The sequence below is a fragment of the Marinobacter profundi genome (assembly GCF_002744715.1).
GTDB classification, from domain to species: Bacteria; Pseudomonadota; Gammaproteobacteria; order Pseudomonadales; family Oleiphilaceae; genus Marinobacter; species Marinobacter profundi.
The window spans coordinates 148,891-165,196 of sequence record NZ_KZ319374.1; the positions used below are offsets into that span (position 1 = coordinate 148,891).

The 16,306-nt window shown below is 61.6% G+C and carries 16 protein-coding genes and 1 other RNA gene; 4 read left to right on the forward strand and 13 right to left on the reverse strand.

Going from position 1 to position 16,306, the window contains the following annotated elements:
* Positions 1-11: 11 nt before the first annotated feature.
* The 6 genes from CLH61_RS14890 to CLH61_RS14915 form a co-directional block, all read right to left on the reverse strand.
* Entirely contained in the window at positions 12-1,397 is a 1,386-nt protein-coding gene (locus tag CLH61_RS14890) for a DUF3426 domain-containing protein (protein ID WP_099615551.1), read from the reverse strand.
* 62 nt (positions 1,398-1,459) lie between these two features.
* The gene (gene prmA, locus CLH61_RS14895; RefSeq protein ID WP_099615552.1) at positions 1,460-2,356 is read right to left on the reverse strand and encodes a 50S ribosomal protein L11 methyltransferase; all 897 of its coding nucleotides are present in this window, start codon (positions 2,354-2,356) and stop codon (positions 1,460-1,462) included.
* A gap of 57 nt (positions 2,357-2,413) precedes the next feature.
* Complete coding sequence (accC, locus tag CLH61_RS14900) at positions 2,414-3,760, reverse strand: acetyl-CoA carboxylase biotin carboxylase subunit (RefSeq protein WP_099615553.1); 1,347 nt, start codon at positions 3,758-3,760, stop codon at positions 2,414-2,416.
* An 18-nt stretch (positions 3,761-3,778) separates the two neighbouring features.
* Positions 3,779-4,237 carry an acetyl-CoA carboxylase biotin carboxyl carrier protein gene (gene accB / locus CLH61_RS14905; RefSeq protein ID WP_099615554.1) on the reverse strand — a complete coding sequence of 153 codons (459 nt, stop codon included), beginning with the start codon at positions 4,235-4,237 and terminating at the stop codon, positions 3,779-3,781.
* 26 nt (positions 4,238-4,263) lie between these two features.
* Complete coding sequence (aroQ, locus tag CLH61_RS14910) at positions 4,264-4,704, reverse strand: type II 3-dehydroquinate dehydratase (RefSeq protein WP_099615555.1); 441 nt, start codon at positions 4,702-4,704, stop codon at positions 4,264-4,266.
* 363 nt (positions 4,705-5,067) lie between these two features.
* A complete protein-coding gene (locus CLH61_RS14915) occupies positions 5,068-6,681 on the reverse strand; it encodes a diguanylate cyclase (protein ID WP_099615556.1) in 1,614 nt (537 codons plus the stop codon).
* A 219-nt stretch (positions 6,682-6,900) separates the two neighbouring features.
* Between CLH61_RS14915 and CLH61_RS14920 the strand changes: the two genes are divergently transcribed.
* Together CLH61_RS14920 and CLH61_RS14925 are read left to right on the forward strand one after the other, a co-directional pair.
* On the forward strand, positions 6,901-8,898 hold the full coding sequence (locus CLH61_RS14920) for a bifunctional diguanylate cyclase/phosphodiesterase (RefSeq protein ID WP_099615557.1): 1,998 nt from the start codon (positions 6,901-6,903) through the stop codon (positions 8,896-8,898).
* A 92-nt stretch (positions 8,899-8,990) separates the two neighbouring features.
* Positions 8,991-10,040 (forward strand): DUF2333 family protein, encoded by a 1,050-nt coding sequence (locus tag CLH61_RS14925; RefSeq protein WP_099615558.1) that lies wholly within the window; start codon positions 8,991-8,993, stop codon positions 10,038-10,040.
* A gap of 138 nt (positions 10,041-10,178) precedes the next feature.
* Here CLH61_RS14925 and ppa read toward each other — a convergent pair whose 3' ends face one another.
* The 3 genes from ppa to rpiA form a co-directional block, all read right to left on the reverse strand.
* Positions 10,179-10,709, reverse strand: coding sequence for an inorganic diphosphatase (ppa, locus tag CLH61_RS14930; RefSeq protein WP_099615559.1), 531 nt, complete (start codon positions 10,707-10,709; stop codon positions 10,179-10,181).
* Positions 10,710-10,852: 143 nt separating this feature from the next.
* On the reverse strand, positions 10,853-11,992 hold the full coding sequence (locus tag CLH61_RS14935) for an acyl-CoA dehydrogenase family protein (protein WP_099615560.1): 1,140 nt from the start codon (positions 11,990-11,992) through the stop codon (positions 10,853-10,855).
* 167 nt (positions 11,993-12,159) lie between these two features.
* Complete coding sequence (gene rpiA / locus CLH61_RS14940) at positions 12,160-12,840, reverse strand: ribose-5-phosphate isomerase RpiA (RefSeq protein ID WP_099615561.1); 681 nt, start codon at positions 12,838-12,840, stop codon at positions 12,160-12,162.
* Between the two features lie 191 nt (positions 12,841-13,031).
* Between rpiA and ilvA the strand changes: the two genes are divergently transcribed.
* Together ilvA and CLH61_RS18465 are read left to right on the forward strand one after the other, a co-directional pair.
* Positions 13,032-14,561: a threonine ammonia-lyase, biosynthetic gene (ilvA, locus tag CLH61_RS14945; protein WP_099615562.1), complete on the forward strand. Its 1,530-nt coding sequence runs from the start codon at positions 13,032-13,034 to the stop codon at positions 14,559-14,561.
* 127 nt (positions 14,562-14,688) lie between these two features.
* Positions 14,689-14,853 carry a hypothetical protein gene (locus tag CLH61_RS18465; RefSeq protein ID WP_170003757.1) on the forward strand — a complete coding sequence of 55 codons (165 nt, stop codon included), beginning with the start codon at positions 14,689-14,691 and terminating at the stop codon, positions 14,851-14,853.
* A 29-nt stretch (positions 14,854-14,882) separates the two neighbouring features.
* On the opposite strand, the gene CLH61_RS14950 is transcribed toward CLH61_RS18465, so the two are convergent.
* The 4 genes from CLH61_RS14950 to CLH61_RS14965 form a co-directional block, all read right to left on the reverse strand.
* On the reverse strand, positions 14,883-15,512 hold the full coding sequence (locus CLH61_RS14950) for a 5-formyltetrahydrofolate cyclo-ligase (protein ID WP_099615629.1): 630 nt from the start codon (positions 15,510-15,512) through the stop codon (positions 14,883-14,885).
* A 3-nt stretch (positions 15,513-15,515) separates the two neighbouring features.
* Positions 15,516-15,695: non-coding RNA, 6S RNA (ssrS, locus tag CLH61_RS14955), on the reverse strand.
* Positions 15,696-15,783: 88 nt separating this feature from the next.
* On the reverse strand, positions 15,784-16,077 hold the full coding sequence (locus CLH61_RS14960) for a cell division protein ZapA (RefSeq protein ID WP_099615563.1): 294 nt from the start codon (positions 16,075-16,077) through the stop codon (positions 15,784-15,786).
* The gene (locus CLH61_RS14965; protein ID WP_099615564.1) at positions 16,077-16,283 is read right to left on the reverse strand and encodes a TIGR02449 family protein; all 207 of its coding nucleotides are present in this window, start codon (positions 16,281-16,283) and stop codon (positions 16,077-16,079) included. The genes CLH61_RS14960 and CLH61_RS14965 overlap by 1 nt, the downstream gene beginning before the upstream one ends.
* Between the last annotated feature and the right edge of the window lie 23 nt (positions 16,284-16,306).

Below are 16,306 nucleotides of genomic sequence, written 5' to 3' on the forward strand. Positions count from 1 at the left end.
TCAGCACTTGCTTACTGTCGGTGTGGCCGGAACGCGATGTTGTAGTTGACGGCATCCCGCCCGGGGTCGCGGATTGTCAGGGCAATGCGGATCGGGGTGTCCGTCGGCATGGTGTCCAGTGCGCTGGCATCGCCGGCCAGGTAATCCTCCGGCGGGAACAGGCTCTGGGCCACCACGTCACCGTTCAGGTTGGAGAAGGTCAGGGCTATGGCGGGAAATGGCTGGGCAAATTCCGCCTGGTTGATGATGACGGCATCCACCACCAGGGCGTTGCGATTGTCCGGTGACGTTCTGACGACCAGTTTACGGCTCTGGATCCGGTCGGTATCCACCAGGGGCGCCAGTTCGCAGCCGGCCAGTTCGCAGCCCTTCTCGTAGAACGGACGCAACTCGGGAATCGCCGACAGGCGGTCAAACTGGAACCAGACCACCTGGGACACCAGGCCGCCGATCAGGGCGAGGATAACCAGCATCCAGAGGAATTTCCCAAACCAGCCCCGTGAGCCGCCTCCATTCACCGAGATGGGCTCGCGGGTCAGATTGTCGTAGGGCTGGTCCCGGCCACTGTCGCGCCGGACACCCGGTCGTCCCGGGCTGGCCGGATCCGCGGCCAGTCCAAACGATGCCGGAGCGGCTTCCGGTGCCTCCGGATAGAGGCCGGGTTCAGGCATGGGCTCGGGTTCCACCGGTCCGGGTGCGGCAGTGGGCGCCCGGGAGGCCGGTGGTCTCGGTGGTGGCACCGCAACGTCGGCGGCGGAAGCCGGGGTATCCGGTGCTTTGAAGGCCGGCTCCAGGGCGAGCTCCCAGTCATCGGGTTCCGTGCTGGACCGTGGGCTGGCCGGCGCAGCCGGGCTGGTCCGCTCCGGCGTGGCGGCGGCCGGCGACCGGCGGGCGGGCGCAGGCTGCTCGGGTGCGGGGGAGGGCGGCTCCGCTGTCGCCGGTTCGTCATCGTCCGACAGCATTGCCTCCGCCCAGCTCTCGTCGATTGAGGCGGTGGTGTCCACTTCGTCGTCGGCGATAAAGCCGGATCCGGCATGCTGGTCGATGGCCAGGAAGCTGTCACTCAGCTCGTCATCGGAAAACGACGACCGGGTGCCTGCGTAACGGCCTTCGGTGGCATCCTCGTCGGGGTTGTCGGCAAACAGCAGTTCATCGTCGCCCGGGGCGGTGCTGTCAGCCGCGGACCCGGTCGCCGATGGCGGCTGGCTGGCAGGCGGCTGGTCGGTGTTTGCAGCAGCGGCCGGGGCTTCCGGCCGGCTGCGGTGCTCGAGGGCGTTGAACACTTCCATGCAGTTACCGCAGCGAACCTTTCCTGCGGCAATGCCAAGCTGCTCCTGGGTTACCCGGAACCGGGTCTGACAATTAGGGCATCGGGTAAGCAGACTACTCTCGGTCATCCTTCAGTCCTGTAAGGGCTATGGCCACGAGTGAGGCAGTTTAGACCCTTGGCAGACATTCGTCACCTGTCGTTGCGGCGACCTGTGAGGCGTATCCACTCTTCCCGCTGTTCCGGTTCATCCATCACAAACCAGGGCTCATAAGCGGCCATGACGTCCCGTGCCTGGTTGGAGAGGATACCCGATAACACCAGGCGGCCGCCGGGTTTGACCAGGCTGGCCAGGTGCGGGGCGAGGCTGATCAGTGGCTGGGCCAGGATGTTGGCCAGCATGATGTCCGCCCTGGTGTCGGGTTCGTCTGCCGGTAGATAGAGGTCGAGCCGGTCATCCGCGACCTGGTTGCGGCGGGCGTTGTCCCGGCTGGCTTCCAGTGCCTGGGGATCGGTGTCCACGCCAATGACGTGTTCGGCACCGAGCAGCAGCGCGGCCAGGCCGAGAATACCGGAACCACAGCCGTAATCGATCACCTGGCAGCCATTGACGTCCTGGCCGTCAAGCCATTCCAGGCACAGTGCGGTTGTCGGATGGGTGCCGGTGCCGAAGGCGAGGCCGGGGTCCAGCATCAGGTTGGCGGCCTCAGGGTCCGGGGCATCGTGCCAGCTGGGCACGATCCACAGCCGTTGGCCGAACGGCATGGGCTTGAAGTCGTCCATCCAGGCCCGCTCCCAGTCCTTGTCTTCCACCAGGGTCACCTCGATGTCAGCGAGGTCCTGCTGGGTTTGCTGGTGCCAGGCGCTGCGAATGTCGGCGCACAACTGCTCGATGTCGCGCCCGGACTGGAACAGGCCGGTCACGCTGGTCTGGTGCCAAAGTGGTGTGGTGCCCGGGTCGGGTTCATACAGCGGCTGGTCAGCGGCGTCCTCCATGGAGACGGCATCAGCGCCGGTCTCCATGAGCAGGTCCTCCAGCTGATCCGCAGTATCGGGATCAGCTGGAATCCGGAGTTGTATCCAGGGCATAGAGGGGTCCTGTCTGGTCGATTCGATTACCGGTTGAGCCCCTGAGAGTCCAGGACACTAGTCCCGCATCAGCTTCTCAAGGTAGTGGATGGTGAAGTCTACCTGTTTAAAGCCGCCATCGCGTACCAGTTTTCTGTGCAGGGGCTGGTTGGTCTTGATACCTTCAACCACCAGTTCGTCCAGCGCATTTTTCATGCGTCGGCGGGCGATTTCGCGGTCGTCACCCCAGGTGATCAGCTTGGCAACCATCGAGTCGTAGTAAGGCGGCACGGTGTAGCCACTGTACAGGTGGGAGTCCACCCGGATGCCGTTCCCGCCCGGCGCATGGAAATGCTTCACCTTGCCCGGGCTGGGCACGAAGGTGTTGGGGTCTTCGGCATTGATCCGGCACTCCAGGGCATGCCCGGTGATCTTGATCTCGTCCTGGGTGTACTGCAGCGGCAGGCCGCTGGCAATGCGCAGCTGCTCCCGCACAATATCCACCCCGGTTACCATCTCGGAGACCGGATGCTCCACCTGGACCCGGGTGTTCATCTCGATGAAATAGAACGCACCGTCCTGGTAGAGGAATTCGAACGTACCGGCCCCGACGTAACCGATTTCCTTGCAGGCATCAACGCACGCCTGCAGGGTTCTGGCCCGGGCTTCCGGGTCAATGTTGGGTGCCGGTGCTTCTTCCAGGACCTTCTGGTGGCGCCGTTGCATGGAGCAGTCGCGGTCACCGAGGTGAATGACGTTGCCATGCATGTCTGCCAGGACCTGGACTTCCACGTGACGTGGGCGCTCGAGGAACTTTTCCAGGTACACGGTCGGGTCACCGAAGGCGTTGCGGGCTTCACTCTGGGTGATCTGCACACTCTTCAGCAGGGCCGCTTCGGAGTGCACGACCTGCATGCCGCGGCCACCGCCACCGGAGGCAGCCTTGATGATCACCGGGTAGCCGATCTTGCGGGCAATCTTGAGTGTGCGCTCATCATCATCGGTCAGCGGGCCATCAGAACCGGGAACCGTGGGGACTCCGGCCTTGATCATTGATTCAATGGCGGAGACCTTGTTGCCCATCAGGCGAATGGTGTCGGCTTTCGGTCCGATGAAGCGGAAGCCGCTTTTTTCCACCTGTTCGGCAAAATCGGCGTTCTCGGCGAGGAAGCCGTAGCCCGGGTGGATACCCACGGAGTCGGTGACCTCGGCGGCGCTGATGATGGCCGGAATGTTGAGGTAACTGTCCACCGGGCTGTTCGGGCCGATACAGACTGACTCGTCCGCCAGGCGAACGTGCATGAGGTCGCGGTCAACCTGGGAGTGAACGGCTACCGTCTTGATCCCCAGCTCCTTGCAGGCGCGCAGGATCCGGAGCGCTATCTCCCCCCGGTTAGCAATCAGAACTTTTTCTAACATAGCCATGATAAAGACTTACCGGGTTCAGGAAATGACGACCAGAGGCTGGTCAAACTCTACCGGCTGGCCGTTCTCGACCAGAATCTCGGTGACGGTACCGCTCTTGTCGGCTTCGATCTGGTTCATCATCTTCATCGCTTCCACGATGCAGATCACGTCACCTACCTGAACCGACTGGCCGACTTCAATGAAGGCTTTGGCCGTGGGTGACGGTGAGCGATAGAAGGTACCAACCATCGGTGACTTCACCTGGTGGCCGGTGGGCGCCGGTGCAGCCGCTGGCTCGGCAGCAGTCGCGGCCGGAGCCGGTGCCGGGGCAGGCTGGTGATGCGCCGGTGCGGCATAGTGGGCCACCATCTGGCCGGGAGCCTGTTCGCGGCGGCGGGAGATGCGGACGGAGTCGTCGCCTTCCTGAATCTCCAGTTCCTCAACGTCAGATTCCTCGAGGAGTTCAATCAGCTTCTTGATCTTGCGAATATCCATGGTCAATTCAATCCCGTTTTTCTGGTCTAGTTGTGAATTCGATGCAGGGCCGCCTGGAGTGCAAGGTCATATCCCTGGCTGCCCAGCCCGCAGATAACGCCCTGGGCGATATCCGAAAAGTAGGAGTGATGGCGGAACGGCTCCCGGGCATGCACGTTCGAGAGGTGAACCTCGATGAACGGAATGTCCGATGCCAGGATCGCGTCCCGCAGGGCAACGCTGGTGTGGGTAAACGCCGCCGGGTTGATGATGATGTAGTCCACACCTTCCGAGCGCGCTTCGTGCAGCCGCTCGATCAGTTCGTACTCCGCATTGGACTGCAGGTGCAGCAGGTGATGGCCTTGATCGGCCGCCGCGCGGTGCAGTCGGTCGTTAATGTCCGCCAGGGTTTCGTGACCGTAAACCTCCGGCTCGCGAGTGCCGAGCATGTTCAGGTTGGGGCCATGAAGAACCAGTATGGTCGCCATGATCAGTCTAGCCTTGTTTTATCCGGTTCGCCGAAGTTTGCGTCATTTTGCCTCAATGGTGCGTTCTTACAGCTCGCAGATCAACACATTTTGACATTTGCCATTGCCGGCGTGGTGGCCGGTAAAGCGTTGTGGCCTGGTCATTACTGGTTTTCCGGCCGCGGCAGGTACCGGGGCCGGAAGGACAATGAGGGCCATTGTCAGCCGGCATCGGGCGTGCGTCCATAAGACGTTGGTTTCATGCCGGCTTTGTCTGCTGGCCCGGGGCGCCGGGAAGTGGCGTTGCCGGGGTGCGGGCCGCCGGGCGGGAAGGATTCGACGGCCCGGGGGCGCGGTGCGCCGGTTCAGGCCACCGCTGGATGGTCAACCGGTGGCCAGTACCACACAGTTGCGGCCCCGTGCCTTGGCGTCGTACAGGGCGCGGTCCGCGCGCTCGCGCAGCTGCTGGGCACTCTCATCATGCCAGCCTGCGATACCGCAGCTGAAGGTGACCCTGAATTCCTGGTCTCCGGCACGTTGCTGCAATTCGGCAAAGCGCTCGCGAATCTCGTTCAGTACATTGCGGGCATCGGTTTCACGGGTATCCGGCAGGATGATGACGAACTCTTCGCCACCGTAACGGCCGACGTGGTCGGTCTTGCGGAGCCGTTGCTTGAGGAAAATCGACAGGGAGCGAAGAATCCGGTCGCCGATGGGGTGGCCGTAGTTGTCGTTCACCCTCTTGAAGTAGTCGATATCGATCATCGCAAAGCTCAGCGGCTGCTGCTTCTGGCGGGCACGGACGATTTCCTGGTCGAGCAGGTCCAGGGTGTGGGTATGGTTGTACAGGCCGGTCAGGCTGTCCCGAATCATCAATGCCAGCAGCGAGCGGGCGCGGCGGCCACGGTTGTGGATTGTGGCAACCAGGTGCTTCGGGTCAATGGGTTTGGTCAGGAAGTCGTCGCCACCGAGACTCATGGCATGGAGTTGCTTGCTGACGTCCTCCTCGGCGGACAGGTAGATGATCGGCACGCTGTGAAAGCGATCCTGCTGGCGGATCACCCGGGCGATTTCCATGCCGGTACAGCCCGGCATGTACATGTCGAGGATGATGATCTCCGGGGAGAATTCCTCCAGGGCATTAATGATCTGCATCGGATCCGTGATGATGTGGGCCGTCATGCCAGCTTTCTTCAGCACGGTTTCCATGAACTTGGCCTGGGCGCGGGAGTCGTCCAGCACCAGCACCCGGTAGGGCTCGACGGTATTGCCGTGGGTGTAGGTTTCGATTTTTTCGATCAGCTGGCCGGGGTCCACCGCCGGGTAGAAAAATTCCTCGCCGCCGCAGCGGGAGGCCCTCAGCCGGGTTTCGATGGAGCCGTCGTCATGGCTCATGAAGATGATCGGAATCGGGGTGTCGTGGCGCTCCTGCAGATGCTCGACAGTCGTTATGCCTGCGTTTGGCCGGTTGCTGAAGTTGACGTCCATCAGGATGGTTTCCGGCTTGTGCAGCGCGCAGGCGTCGATGAGCGCCTGGGGCTCGCTGAAGGCGGCGGCGCGAAAACCGAAGAACTCCAGTTGGCGGATCAGCCGCGAGGCCATTTCGTCGCTGGCCAGGGCAATGTAGACCGGGGTCCGGCGATAGATGTGGGGGCTGTCGTCACTGGCGTTGTCGGTGCGTCGCAGCGTGCTCTGGGAGAGCTGGTCGATGGCGGCCGCAAAACGGTGGTGAAGCTCGGTGTGCAGCGGGCTGTCCGCTTGCCACTCGGCGATCAGGGCAAGTAACTGCTGGCCGGCGGTGGTGTACTTGTCCATTTCGAAACGCTGGGCATATCGCACCAGTTTATCGACCGAGCCGGCGAAGTCGTTGCGGAAAGCCGCCGAGGTTTCGGGTTTCTCGTTGATCTTTTGCCAGGTGTCCAGAACGACTCTGGCCTGGGTAGTGACGCGTCGGGCAAAATGCTGCCTGAGTTTTTCCTTCTGGGACTCGTCGTTCATGCGGTTCCGGCCTGTTTTCAGTCTTTTTTCTACCCGTCGTCCATGCCTGGCGGACAATTCCAACACTAGTCGTTTTGCAGAGTCTATAGTGTTTAATGTTGTCGGCGAAGGTGACGCCTTGTAAATGTTTGTCAACTCTGCGCGCCACCTCACATTCAGACCGGGAAGGTATTCCCGTTAACTGCGATACAGGCCGATACCGGCCGGAGTGGAATCCGTATGGCATGGAGCCAGCCGCCAGTGGCGAACAAGCAGCAGCGAGGTGTCATGTCCTTGCGGGGGGTGTTGCTGCTGTTTACCGGCATTCTGGTGCTGGCGTTGCTGGTCGCCAGTCTGTCGGTGAGCTTCTACCGTTTTCGTGACTACGTGGCCAGTCAGCTGGAGGGTCACGCCCAGGATGGCGCCACCGCGGTGGGTCTGTCCCTGTCCAATGCCATTGATGGCCGGGACCCGGTTGCGGCGTCGTCGTTGATCGACGCAGTATTCGACAGTGGCCGTTACCTCTCTGTGGTGTATTACAACAACGCCGGTGGCCAGGTTGCCGGACGCCTCCAGGCACTGCACAGCATCGGAGTACCGCGCTGGTTCATTGCGCTTGCGGACCTGCCCCGGGGCACCGGCGAGGCGGAGGTGGTGCGAGGCTGGAGCCGGCTTGGCCGGGTGGTGGTGGTGAGCCATCCGGGGCGGGCCTACCGGGACCTGTGGCGGGCATCGGTGACGCTGTTGGCGGGTACGGCGCTGATTGGCGGGCTGGCGCTGTTGATCCTGCTGGGCCTGGTAACCCGGACGCTGCGGCCGTTGCGGGAGATGGAGGCCCAGGCCGAGGCGATCGGCCGGCGTGACTTCCGCCGGCGCATCCGTGCCGTTGGCACCCGCGACCTGAACCGGGTGAGCGGAGCGATGAACCAGATGGCGGATGACCTTGGCCAGTTGTTTGAAGGCCAGGTAAAACTGATTCACCACCTGCGGCGGCTCAATAATGAGGACAGTGTTACCGGGCTGGCCAGCCATCGGGCGTTCGACCAGCGGATGCGGGTTGAGGTGGAGACCGAGGAGCGTGCGGCGCCGGGAACGCTGGTGCTGATCCAGCTTGCAGGGTTTGCCGCATTTAACCAGAGCTTTGGCCGGGACGCGGCGGACCGGTTGCTGAAACAGCTGGCCGGCAGGTTGCAGGCGTTTGTCGATGGCCATGCCGGCAGCTTTGCCGGTCGCCGTCTGGGCGCGGAATTTGTCGTATTCATGCCCGGTGTCGTGTTGCCCGACGCGCTGGTCTGGGTCCGCCGGTTGGTGGAGGAGCTCGACGGTATCTACAGTGATGCCGCGGTATCTCTAGACGTGGCGGTCCATGCCGGGGTGGCCGGGACTGCCGAGGGCATGGATGCCCGGGGATTGCTGGCCGCGGCCGATGAGGCCTTGCGCCAGGCCCAGGCCGGCGGCGGTTCCGGTTGTCATGGTGCCGATCCGGCCCAGGCCGGCCACTTCGGTATCGAAACCTGGCGCGGTCTGATCAGTGGGGCACTGGACCGTCACGAAGTGTTCCTCTGGCAACAGCCGATGATCGCGGCGGCCGATGGTCGCGAGCTGTACCGGCAGGTATTCTCGCGAATCCGTAATGACGGCGGCTGGATCAAGGCGGGCATCTTCGTCCCGATGGCCGAACGCTTCGGGATGATCGCCGGGGTGGATCAGCAGGCGGCTCGCAAGGCCCTGGCGTGGCTGGCCAGGGAGCCCGACCTCAGCCTGGCACTGTCGCTTGGCTCGGGCTCGGTGGCCAGCAGCGAGTTCCGGCAGCAGTTTCTTGCTGACCTTGACGCGGCGGGTCATTGTCGCCACCGCCTGTGGACCGGTATTTCCGAGCAGACCATCAACCACCATCGTACCGAGGTGGGGCTGCTGGTACGGGCCCTGGAGCGGCTGGGTGTGCCGGTAATCATCGACCGGTTCGGGGTTGGCGGCGTGCCGTTCAGTTACCTGAGGAATCTGCCGGTCCGCGGGCTACGTATCGACCACAGCTTCATCCATAACATCGACAGCCATGAGGATAACCGGTTTTACCTCGGTCAGGTGGTGGGAATTGCCCACAGTCGCGGTGTGCAGGTGTTTGTCACTGGTGTGGAAACCGCGGATGAGTGGCAGGTGCTGCGTGAGCTGGGAGTCGATGGCGCCATGGGCTACCACCTTGGCCGGCCGTCGGAGGCCGAGACTGGCGCGCCCTGATGCTGCCAGCACGACCAGAGGGGCATTGAACTGGCGGAGGGATTCCGTCATCGTTGCCAGATTGTAATCACAGACGACGGGAACAGGATTCTATGGTGAATCGAGTCAAGCAGTATTTCAGGGATCGCCGGGATGATATCAGGGATTATTCCGGCGGCAGCGTCGTTGGCAAGTTCATTCTCGCGCTGGTTGTGGTGTATCTGCTGATCGCGATGGTGGTTGGCATCTTCTGGAGCAGCGAGCCGGAGACCTTCCCGGTGCGCGAGCATACCCGGACGGTTGCCAGCGACATGGGGCGGGAGCCGGTTACCGGATTCGCGACCACCCTGACGATGATCCGGATTGCCGAAACCCTGCTCGACAAGCCCGGCGGCTACCTGTCCAACGACATGTTCCCGCCCGGTCTCTGGCTCGACAACATGCCGAGCTGGGAATACGGCGTGCTGGTGCAGTTGCGGGACCTGTCGCGGGCAATGCGCAAGGACATCAGCCGTTCCCAGAGCCAGTCCTCGGAAGACCCGGACCTGACCGTGGCCGAGCCTCAGTTTCACTTTGACAGCGAAAGCTGGGCTATCCCGTCCACCGAGGCGGAATACCGCCGTGGCGTTCAGGCCCTGTATCGTTATCTCGACCGATTGTCGCGGCCAGGGCAGCCGGATGCGCAGTTTTTCGCCCGTGCGGACAACCTGAGTAACTGGCTGGCAGACCTGGAGACCCGGCTGGGCAGCCTGTCGCGGGTGCTCGGGGAAAGCGTCGGCAAAACCTCGGTGTCCGATGCGGTGTCCGCGCTTGATAATACGGATCCTCTGGCGCAAGACGGCGAGGCCGGTGAGATCAAGACACCCTGGACCAGGATTGACGATGCCTTCTATGAAGCGCGGGGCACGGCCTGGGCACTGTTGCACATCTTCCGCGCCATTGAAGTGGATTTCCGCAAAGTGCTGGCGGACAAGAACGCCCTCGCCAGTGTCAAACAGATCATCATCGAGCTCGAAGGGAGCCAGGGTGAAATGTGGAGCCCGGTCATTCTCAATGGCAGTGGCTTCGGTGTTCTCGCCAACCATTCCCTGACAATGGCGGCCTACCTGTCCCGCGCCAGTGCAGCGATCAGCGACATGCGTGACCTGCTGTCCCGCGGCTGACCGGGAGCGCCTTGGCAGACAACGCGGGTTGGAAGTACTTGGGTTGTAAGTAACGGGTCAGGAAGCAACTGAGCTGGATACAAAAAAGCCGGGCACTCAGCCCGGCTTTTCTGCATTCATTCGCTAACGTGCGGCTGATCAGTCGCCCTTGTAGGCGTTGACGGCAGCTTCGATCGCTTTCTTGGCCTCGGCAGCATCGCCCCAGCCCTGGACTTTCACCCACTTGCCGGGCTCCAGGGTCTTGTAGTTTTCGAAGAAGTGCTTGATCTGGTCGCGCAGCAGTTCGGGCAGATCTTCGATGTCCTTGACGTTGTGGTAAGTCGTGGTCAGCTTGTCGTGGGGTACCGCCAGCAGCTTGGCATCACCGCCTGCTTCGTCTTCCATGTTGAGCACGCCAACCGGGCGGCAGCGGATTACCGAGCCGGCCTGCACCGGGTAAGGTGTAACCACCAGAACGTCGATGGGGTCGCCGTCGTCGGCCAGGGTGTGCGGGATGAAGCCGTAGTTGGCGGGATAGAACATCGGGGTGGCCATGAAGCGGTCTACCAGCAGGGCGCCCATGTCTTTGTCCAGTTCGTACTTGACCGGGGCACTGTTGGCCGGGATTTCGATGGCGACATAGATGTCTTCGGGCGGGTTCTTGCCAGCCGGGATTTGATCAAAGTTCATGAGCGATCCTTCCTGAAGTTGCGTTTGAAAACGGCGTTGTCGGTTTGACTGCGCTGGCGCTTGGGTGAACGCACAGCGGTTAAAAATTGGGCGCCAATTATACGGAACTCTGCGCAGGATCGAAACTAAACGTTGGTCGCTCTCTACAATTTGATCTGCTTGGCAATCAGTTCCTTCATGATCTCCGTGGTGCCACCGCCGATCGACAGGATCTTGGCGTCCCGATACAGCCGCTCCACCACCGATTCCCGCATATAGCCCATGCCGCCAAACAGTTGTACCGCTTCGCGGGTAACGCTTTCGCAGACCTCCACAGCGAAGTTTTTCGCCATGGCCACCTGTTTGACCGGATTTTTGCCGGCCTGCATCAGCGCGGCGCAGCGATAGGTGTATTCCCGGGCGACGTCAATTTGGGTGGCCATGTCCACCAGCTTATGGCGGGTAACCTGGAAGCTGGCGATGCTGCGGCCGAAGGCCTGGCGCTGCCCGGCGTACTCCAGGGCCGCTTCGTAGGCCAGCTGGGCAGTCATGTAGGCCATGATGGACAGGCTCAGCCGCTCCGCCAGGAAGTTGCTCATGATGGCGATGAAACCGGCGTTTTCGGCGCCGATCAGGCGGTCTGCCGGTACCCGGCAGTCCTCGAAGAAGAGCTCGGCGGTATCACTGGCCCACCAGCCCATTTTTTTCAGCTTCTTGCCGGTGCTGAAACCGGGGGTATCGCGGTCAATCAATAGCAGGCTGACGCCGCCATGGCCGGCGCCGCCGGTGCGCACCGCAACGGTGTAGTGATCGGCGCGGATACCGCTGGTGATGAAGGTTTTGCTGCCGTTGACGATGTAGTGGTCACCGTCTCGTACTGCACGGGTTTTCAGGTTGGCGACGTCAGAGCCGCCGCCAGGTTCGGTGACCGCCAGGGCGGCAATTTTTTCCCCCCGCAGGACCGGTGGCACGATCTGCTCGCGGATTTCCTTGCGGGCCCATTTCGCGACCGGTGGCAGGCCGATGTCGAGGGAGCCGAGGCTGGCAACCAGGCCGCCGGAGGTTGAGCGCATGAGTTCTTCGGATACCGCCACTTTCAGGAAGATGTCACCTTCACCGGTGCCGCCGAGGGCCTCGGGAAAACCGATGCCCAGCAAACCGGCCTCGCCCGCTTTCAGGTACAGCTCGCGGGGAAACTCGCCGGCTTCTTCCCAGTCGTCGATGTGGGGCAGGACGTGGGCCTGGATGAATTTGCGGGCACTCAAGCGTGCCTGCTCGTGGGTTTCGTTGAAATAACTGGTCACCTTGCGCTCTCCCTGAAGGACTTTTCGGTGACTGCAGTGTTGCCGATTTTGGTTAGCCAAGCAAGCGCTTGGTTTGCTCTTTAGGGCAGGAATTGAGGGGGGCAAAAATTGGGGGCAAGAAAAAGCCCGACCAGGTCGGGCTGTGATGCAACTGGCGGTCGCCGGGCTCAGATACCCTTGCGGGCTATGCTTTTGACGCCGTCCTTGGTGCCCAACAGCAACAGGTCGGCGGGGCGGCGGGCAAACAGGCCATTGGTGACCACGCCCACGATCTGGTTGAGTTGTTCTTCGATCTGGATCGGACGCGAGATATCGAGGTTGTGAATGTCGATTATGATGTTGCCGTTGTCGGTCACCACGCCTTCCCGGTACACCGGGTCGCCACCGAGTTTGACGATTTCCCGGCCGACGTGGCTGCGGGCCATGGGGATGACTTCCACCGGCAGTGGGAACTGGCCCAGTACGCCCACCAGTTTGGACTCGTCGGCAATGCAGATGAAGGTCCTGGCCACGGCCGCCACGATCTTCTCCCGGGTCAGCGCGGCGCCGCCCCCCTTGATCAGTTCCAGTCGCTCGTTGGCCTCGTCGGCACCGTCTACGTAAAACTCGATGTCGCCCGCGCTGTTGAGGTCATAGACCGGAATGCCATGACCCTTGAGGCGTTCGGCGGTGGCTTCGGAGCTGGCCACGGCGCCGTCAAACTCAGTGCGGAGGTCCGCCAGCATGTCGATGAAGAAGTTTGCGGTGCTTCCGGTTCCCACCCCGATGATGCTGTCGCTGCTCAGTCGCGGGGCAATGTAGTCCAGTGCGGCCTTGGCAACGGCTTTCTTGAGTTCGTCCTGATTCATTGGGGGCTCCGGGTGCGCGATCGATGAATTTGGGTTTATTATAACCGCGCAGGGTCTTCGCTTATAGACGAAGCCCCGCCAAACTTTCTACACTGTCTGTTTCCCAGCCAGATCTTATCCCCGGGGCGTCAGCAGAAGTGCTGTCACCCGTCCGGGATCTGCTTGTTTTTCAGAAAACGGAATTCAACGTTATGTCGCAACGCTACATCAAGAAAATCCTGGATGCCCGAGTCTACGATGTTGCCATCGAGACCCCGCTGACCGAAGCCCGCAGCCTGTCCAAGCGTTTCGGCAACAACATTATGCTCAAGCGGGAAGATCTGCAGCCGGTATTTTCATTCAAGATTCGCGGTGCCTATAACCGGATTGCCCAGCTGTCTGATGAGCAGAAGGCCAAGGGCGTGATCTGCGCCTCGGCCGGCAACCACGCCCAGGGCGTGGCACTGGCGTCCAGGAAGCTGGGCATCAAGGCGGTGATCGTGATGCCCCAGACCACACCGGACATCAAGGTGAAATCGGTCAAGGCCAACGGCGCCCGGGTTGTACTTCGGGGCGACGCGTTTGACGAAGCGGCCAGCCATGCCCAGGAGCTGATTGCGAAGCACGGCTACACCTACATTCCGCCCTATGACGATCCCGACGTGATCGCCGGCCAGGGCACCGTGGCCATGGAGATGATGTGGCAGTTCACCCATCCGCTGCACGCGGTGTTCATTCCGGTCGGCGGTGGTGGCCTGATCGCCGGCATGGCGGCTTACATCAAATACCTGCGCCCGGAGATCAAGGTAATCGGCGTTGAGCCGGAGGATTCCAACTGCCTGCAGGCGGCCATGGCGGCCGGTGAACGGGTGATTCTCGATGAAGTGGGGATTTTTGCCGACGGGGTCGCGGTGAAGCAGATCGGTGAGGAACCCTGGAACATCTGCAAGGATGCGGTGGATGAGGTAATCACGGTGTCCACCGACGAGATCTGCGCTGCCATCAAGGATGTCTTCGAGGATACCCGGTCCATTGCCGAGCCCGCCGGGGCGCTGTCGGTGGCCGGGCTCAAGAAATACATCGAGCGGGAAAAGCTGGAAGGGGAAAACCTGGCGGGGGTGCTCAGTGGTGCCAACATGAACTTCGACCGGTTGCGCTACATCTCGGAACGGACAGAAATCGGCGAGAAGCGGGAAGCAATCCTCGCGGTCACCATCCCCGAGCGCCCGGGCGCGTTCAAGACGTTCATCAACGCCTTGCACAAGCGCAGTATTACCGAGTTCAACTACCGTTTTGCGGACACCGAGCAGGCGGTCATCTTTGTGGGTATCCAGATCCAGTCTGGCGGCCTGGGTCGTGACGAGCTGGTCCAGGACCTGAGGGAGTCGGGCTACTCCGTGGTGGACCTGACCGACAGCGACATGGCCAAGCAGCATATCCGTCACATGGTGGGTGGCCACGCACCGGCGGTGAGCAACGAGCGGGTCTTCCAGTTCGAGTTCCCGGAGCGGCCGGGGGCGTTGCTCAAGTTCCTGATGTCCCTGGGTACCCGCTGGAACATTTCCATGTTCCATTACCGCAATCACGGCGCGGCCTACAGCCGCGTGCTGATGGGAGCCCAGGTGGAGGATGGCGAAATGGCCGCTTTTCACACCATGCTGGACAAAGTGGGATTCCGTTACGAAGACATGACTGACAACGAAGCCTACCGTCTGTTTCTGGGCGCCGGTAACGGGCATTAACAAAAGTTAACCCGTCAAAAATTGTAAATTCCGGATTGCGTGTTAGTCTTTCGGCTAATTCTCTAATTCCATAATAGCTGCATGATTTTACGGAGCTTTGAGCTCCGTAAACCGGGGACAACAAACCATGGGACGTAAGCCTGACATTATCCGGGCGGTAGTGCTGATTTTTACGGTCGGACTTGTCATCACCGGATTTACTTCCCTGCAGGCCTCTGAAGACAGTCGACGGGGTGCCGTGCCGCAGGTGAGTGTCAGTGATAACGGATATGCTATCAACGCCAGGGACTGAAAACCCTGGCGTTTTTCGTTGTAGCGTCGTTATATCCGGTAGCAAGCCTTTTCAGTAACCACCGCGTGGAGTGGCACGTCCCAGGGCTCGACGGGCAGGCGGCTGACCTGTTGGCGGTCGTGCGCAATGCCAATCAGCCTGGGCGCCAGCCGCGCGTGGCGACGGCTGAAGGCAAAGGTCCGGTCATAGAATCCCCCTCCCATCCCCAGCCGACCTCCTGACAGGTCAAACCCCACCAGTGGCAGCAATACGGCATCCAGGGCCCAGGCCGGCCGTCTCAGGCCCTTGTGGAATTCGGGCTCCGGAATACCGAACCGGTTGGTAGTGAGGGTGGACTCGTCCCGGTAGGGGCTGAATACCATCCGCCCGCGGTGGATCGGGTGCAACACCGGCAGGTAAAAATGCACACCGCGACGGCGGGCAAAGGCCATATAGGGGTGAGGGTCGATCTCGCCATCGTTGGGCAGGTAGACCGCAATGTGTCTGGCCCGGTGCAGTTCTGCCATGGCGAGCAGGTTGCGGGCGAGGTTGTCGGCGGCCGCCGTCTGTTGCTGTTCGGTCAGGGATTGCCGCAGGCGGCGGAGATGCTTGCGCAGTTCGCTGCGGTTGCTGGTGTCAGGGTGGGCTTCAAAGGGTTCTGGTGCGGATAACTGGCTCAAATAAAGCTTCCCGGGCTGCCGTGATCGGATGTGGCCCTTGAACCCAGAGTTCAAGGTCGGTGGCCGCTGTGACATATTAGGCTTTCCCCCGCGGGGGACATGCTCACAATGTCCTGAAGTAGCCACCTGGGTAATGCGCATCGGCTCGAGGACGTACCCGACCTTCGAACAGCCCAGGAAGTTGATGCCATTATACGGGTACAACGGGGGCCAATTGCAAACATGATCTTCGGTCGTTTTGTTCCCGGGGCCGGTTGCCCTGCGGCGGCGGTTACTTGCCGGCGTCTCCGAGCGCACTGTCGAGTTTTTCGTCCATCGCCTTCAGCAGACTGCTGGCGGCACCGGACATGGTGTTCTGCTCCAGCAGGTCGTGGGTGATGTTCAGGGCGGCCATGACAGCGATGCGTTCGGTGCCGAACACCTTGCCGCTGGCCCGGATCTCCCGCATTTTGACGTCGAGGTGGCGGGCTGACTTGATCAGTTCGTCACGGGCCTCCTCCGGGCAGGCCACCAGGTATTCCTTGTCCATGATCCGGACTTCGACGGTTGTCGGTTTTTGAGACATCAGTGCTGCTCCAGTGCCCGCAGGCGTCCAATCATCGCCTCGATCTTGTTCTTGGCGAGATCATTCTTGTGGGTCAGCTGGGCCCGTTCCCGCTGCCAGTCTTCCTGCAACTCCCGCATGGCGGCGTTTTCCTGTTCCAGTTTGTGGCAGCGTGCAATCAGCCGGTCGAGCTTGTCCGCCAATGCCTGCAGTTCGGACTGTTCCATGGTTGATCCAACATGGTTTGTTG

What these genes read in the sequence shown, in the direction of transcription:
- CLH61_RS18465 (WP_170003757.1), top strand. Translation starts at nt 14,689, where the DNA reads ATGGGACGTAAGCCTGACATTATCCGGGCGGTAGTGCTGATTTTTACG.
- CLH61_RS14890 (WP_099615551.1), bottom strand. Translation starts at nt 1,397, where the DNA reads ATGACCGAGAGTAGTCTGCTTACCCGATGCCCTAATTGTCAGACCCGG.
- CLH61_RS14965 (WP_099615564.1), bottom strand. Translation starts at nt 16,283, where the DNA reads ATGGAACAGTCCGAACTGCAGGCATTGGCGGACAAGCTCGACCGGCTG.
- aroQ (WP_099615555.1), bottom strand. Translation starts at nt 4,704, where the DNA reads ATGGCGACCATACTGGTTCTTCATGGCCCCAACCTGAACATGCTCGGC.
- prmA (WP_099615552.1), bottom strand. Translation starts at nt 2,356, where the DNA reads ATGCCCTGGATACAACTCCGGATTCCAGCTGATCCCGATACTGCGGAT.
- CLH61_RS14920 (WP_099615557.1), top strand. Translation starts at nt 6,901, where the DNA reads ATGGCATGGAGCCAGCCGCCAGTGGCGAACAAGCAGCAGCGAGGTGTC.
- CLH61_RS14925 (WP_099615558.1), top strand. Translation starts at nt 8,991, where the DNA reads ATGGTGAATCGAGTCAAGCAGTATTTCAGGGATCGCCGGGATGATATC.
- ppa (WP_099615559.1), bottom strand. Translation starts at nt 10,709, where the DNA reads ATGAACTTTGATCAAATCCCGGCTGGCAAGAACCCGCCCGAAGACATC.
- accC (WP_099615553.1), bottom strand. Translation starts at nt 3,760, where the DNA reads ATGGCTATGTTAGAAAAAGTTCTGATTGCTAACCGGGGGGAGATAGCG.
- accB (WP_099615554.1), bottom strand. Translation starts at nt 4,237, where the DNA reads ATGGATATTCGCAAGATCAAGAAGCTGATTGAACTCCTCGAGGAATCT.
- ilvA (WP_099615562.1), top strand. Translation starts at nt 13,032, where the DNA reads ATGTCGCAACGCTACATCAAGAAAATCCTGGATGCCCGAGTCTACGAT.
- CLH61_RS14960 (WP_099615563.1), bottom strand. Translation starts at nt 16,077, where the DNA reads ATGTCTCAAAAACCGACAACCGTCGAAGTCCGGATCATGGACAAGGAA.
- CLH61_RS14915 (WP_099615556.1), bottom strand. Translation starts at nt 6,681, where the DNA reads ATGAACGACGAGTCCCAGAAGGAAAAACTCAGGCAGCATTTTGCCCGA.
- rpiA (WP_099615561.1), bottom strand. Translation starts at nt 12,840, where the DNA reads ATGAATCAGGACGAACTCAAGAAAGCCGTTGCCAAGGCCGCACTGGAC.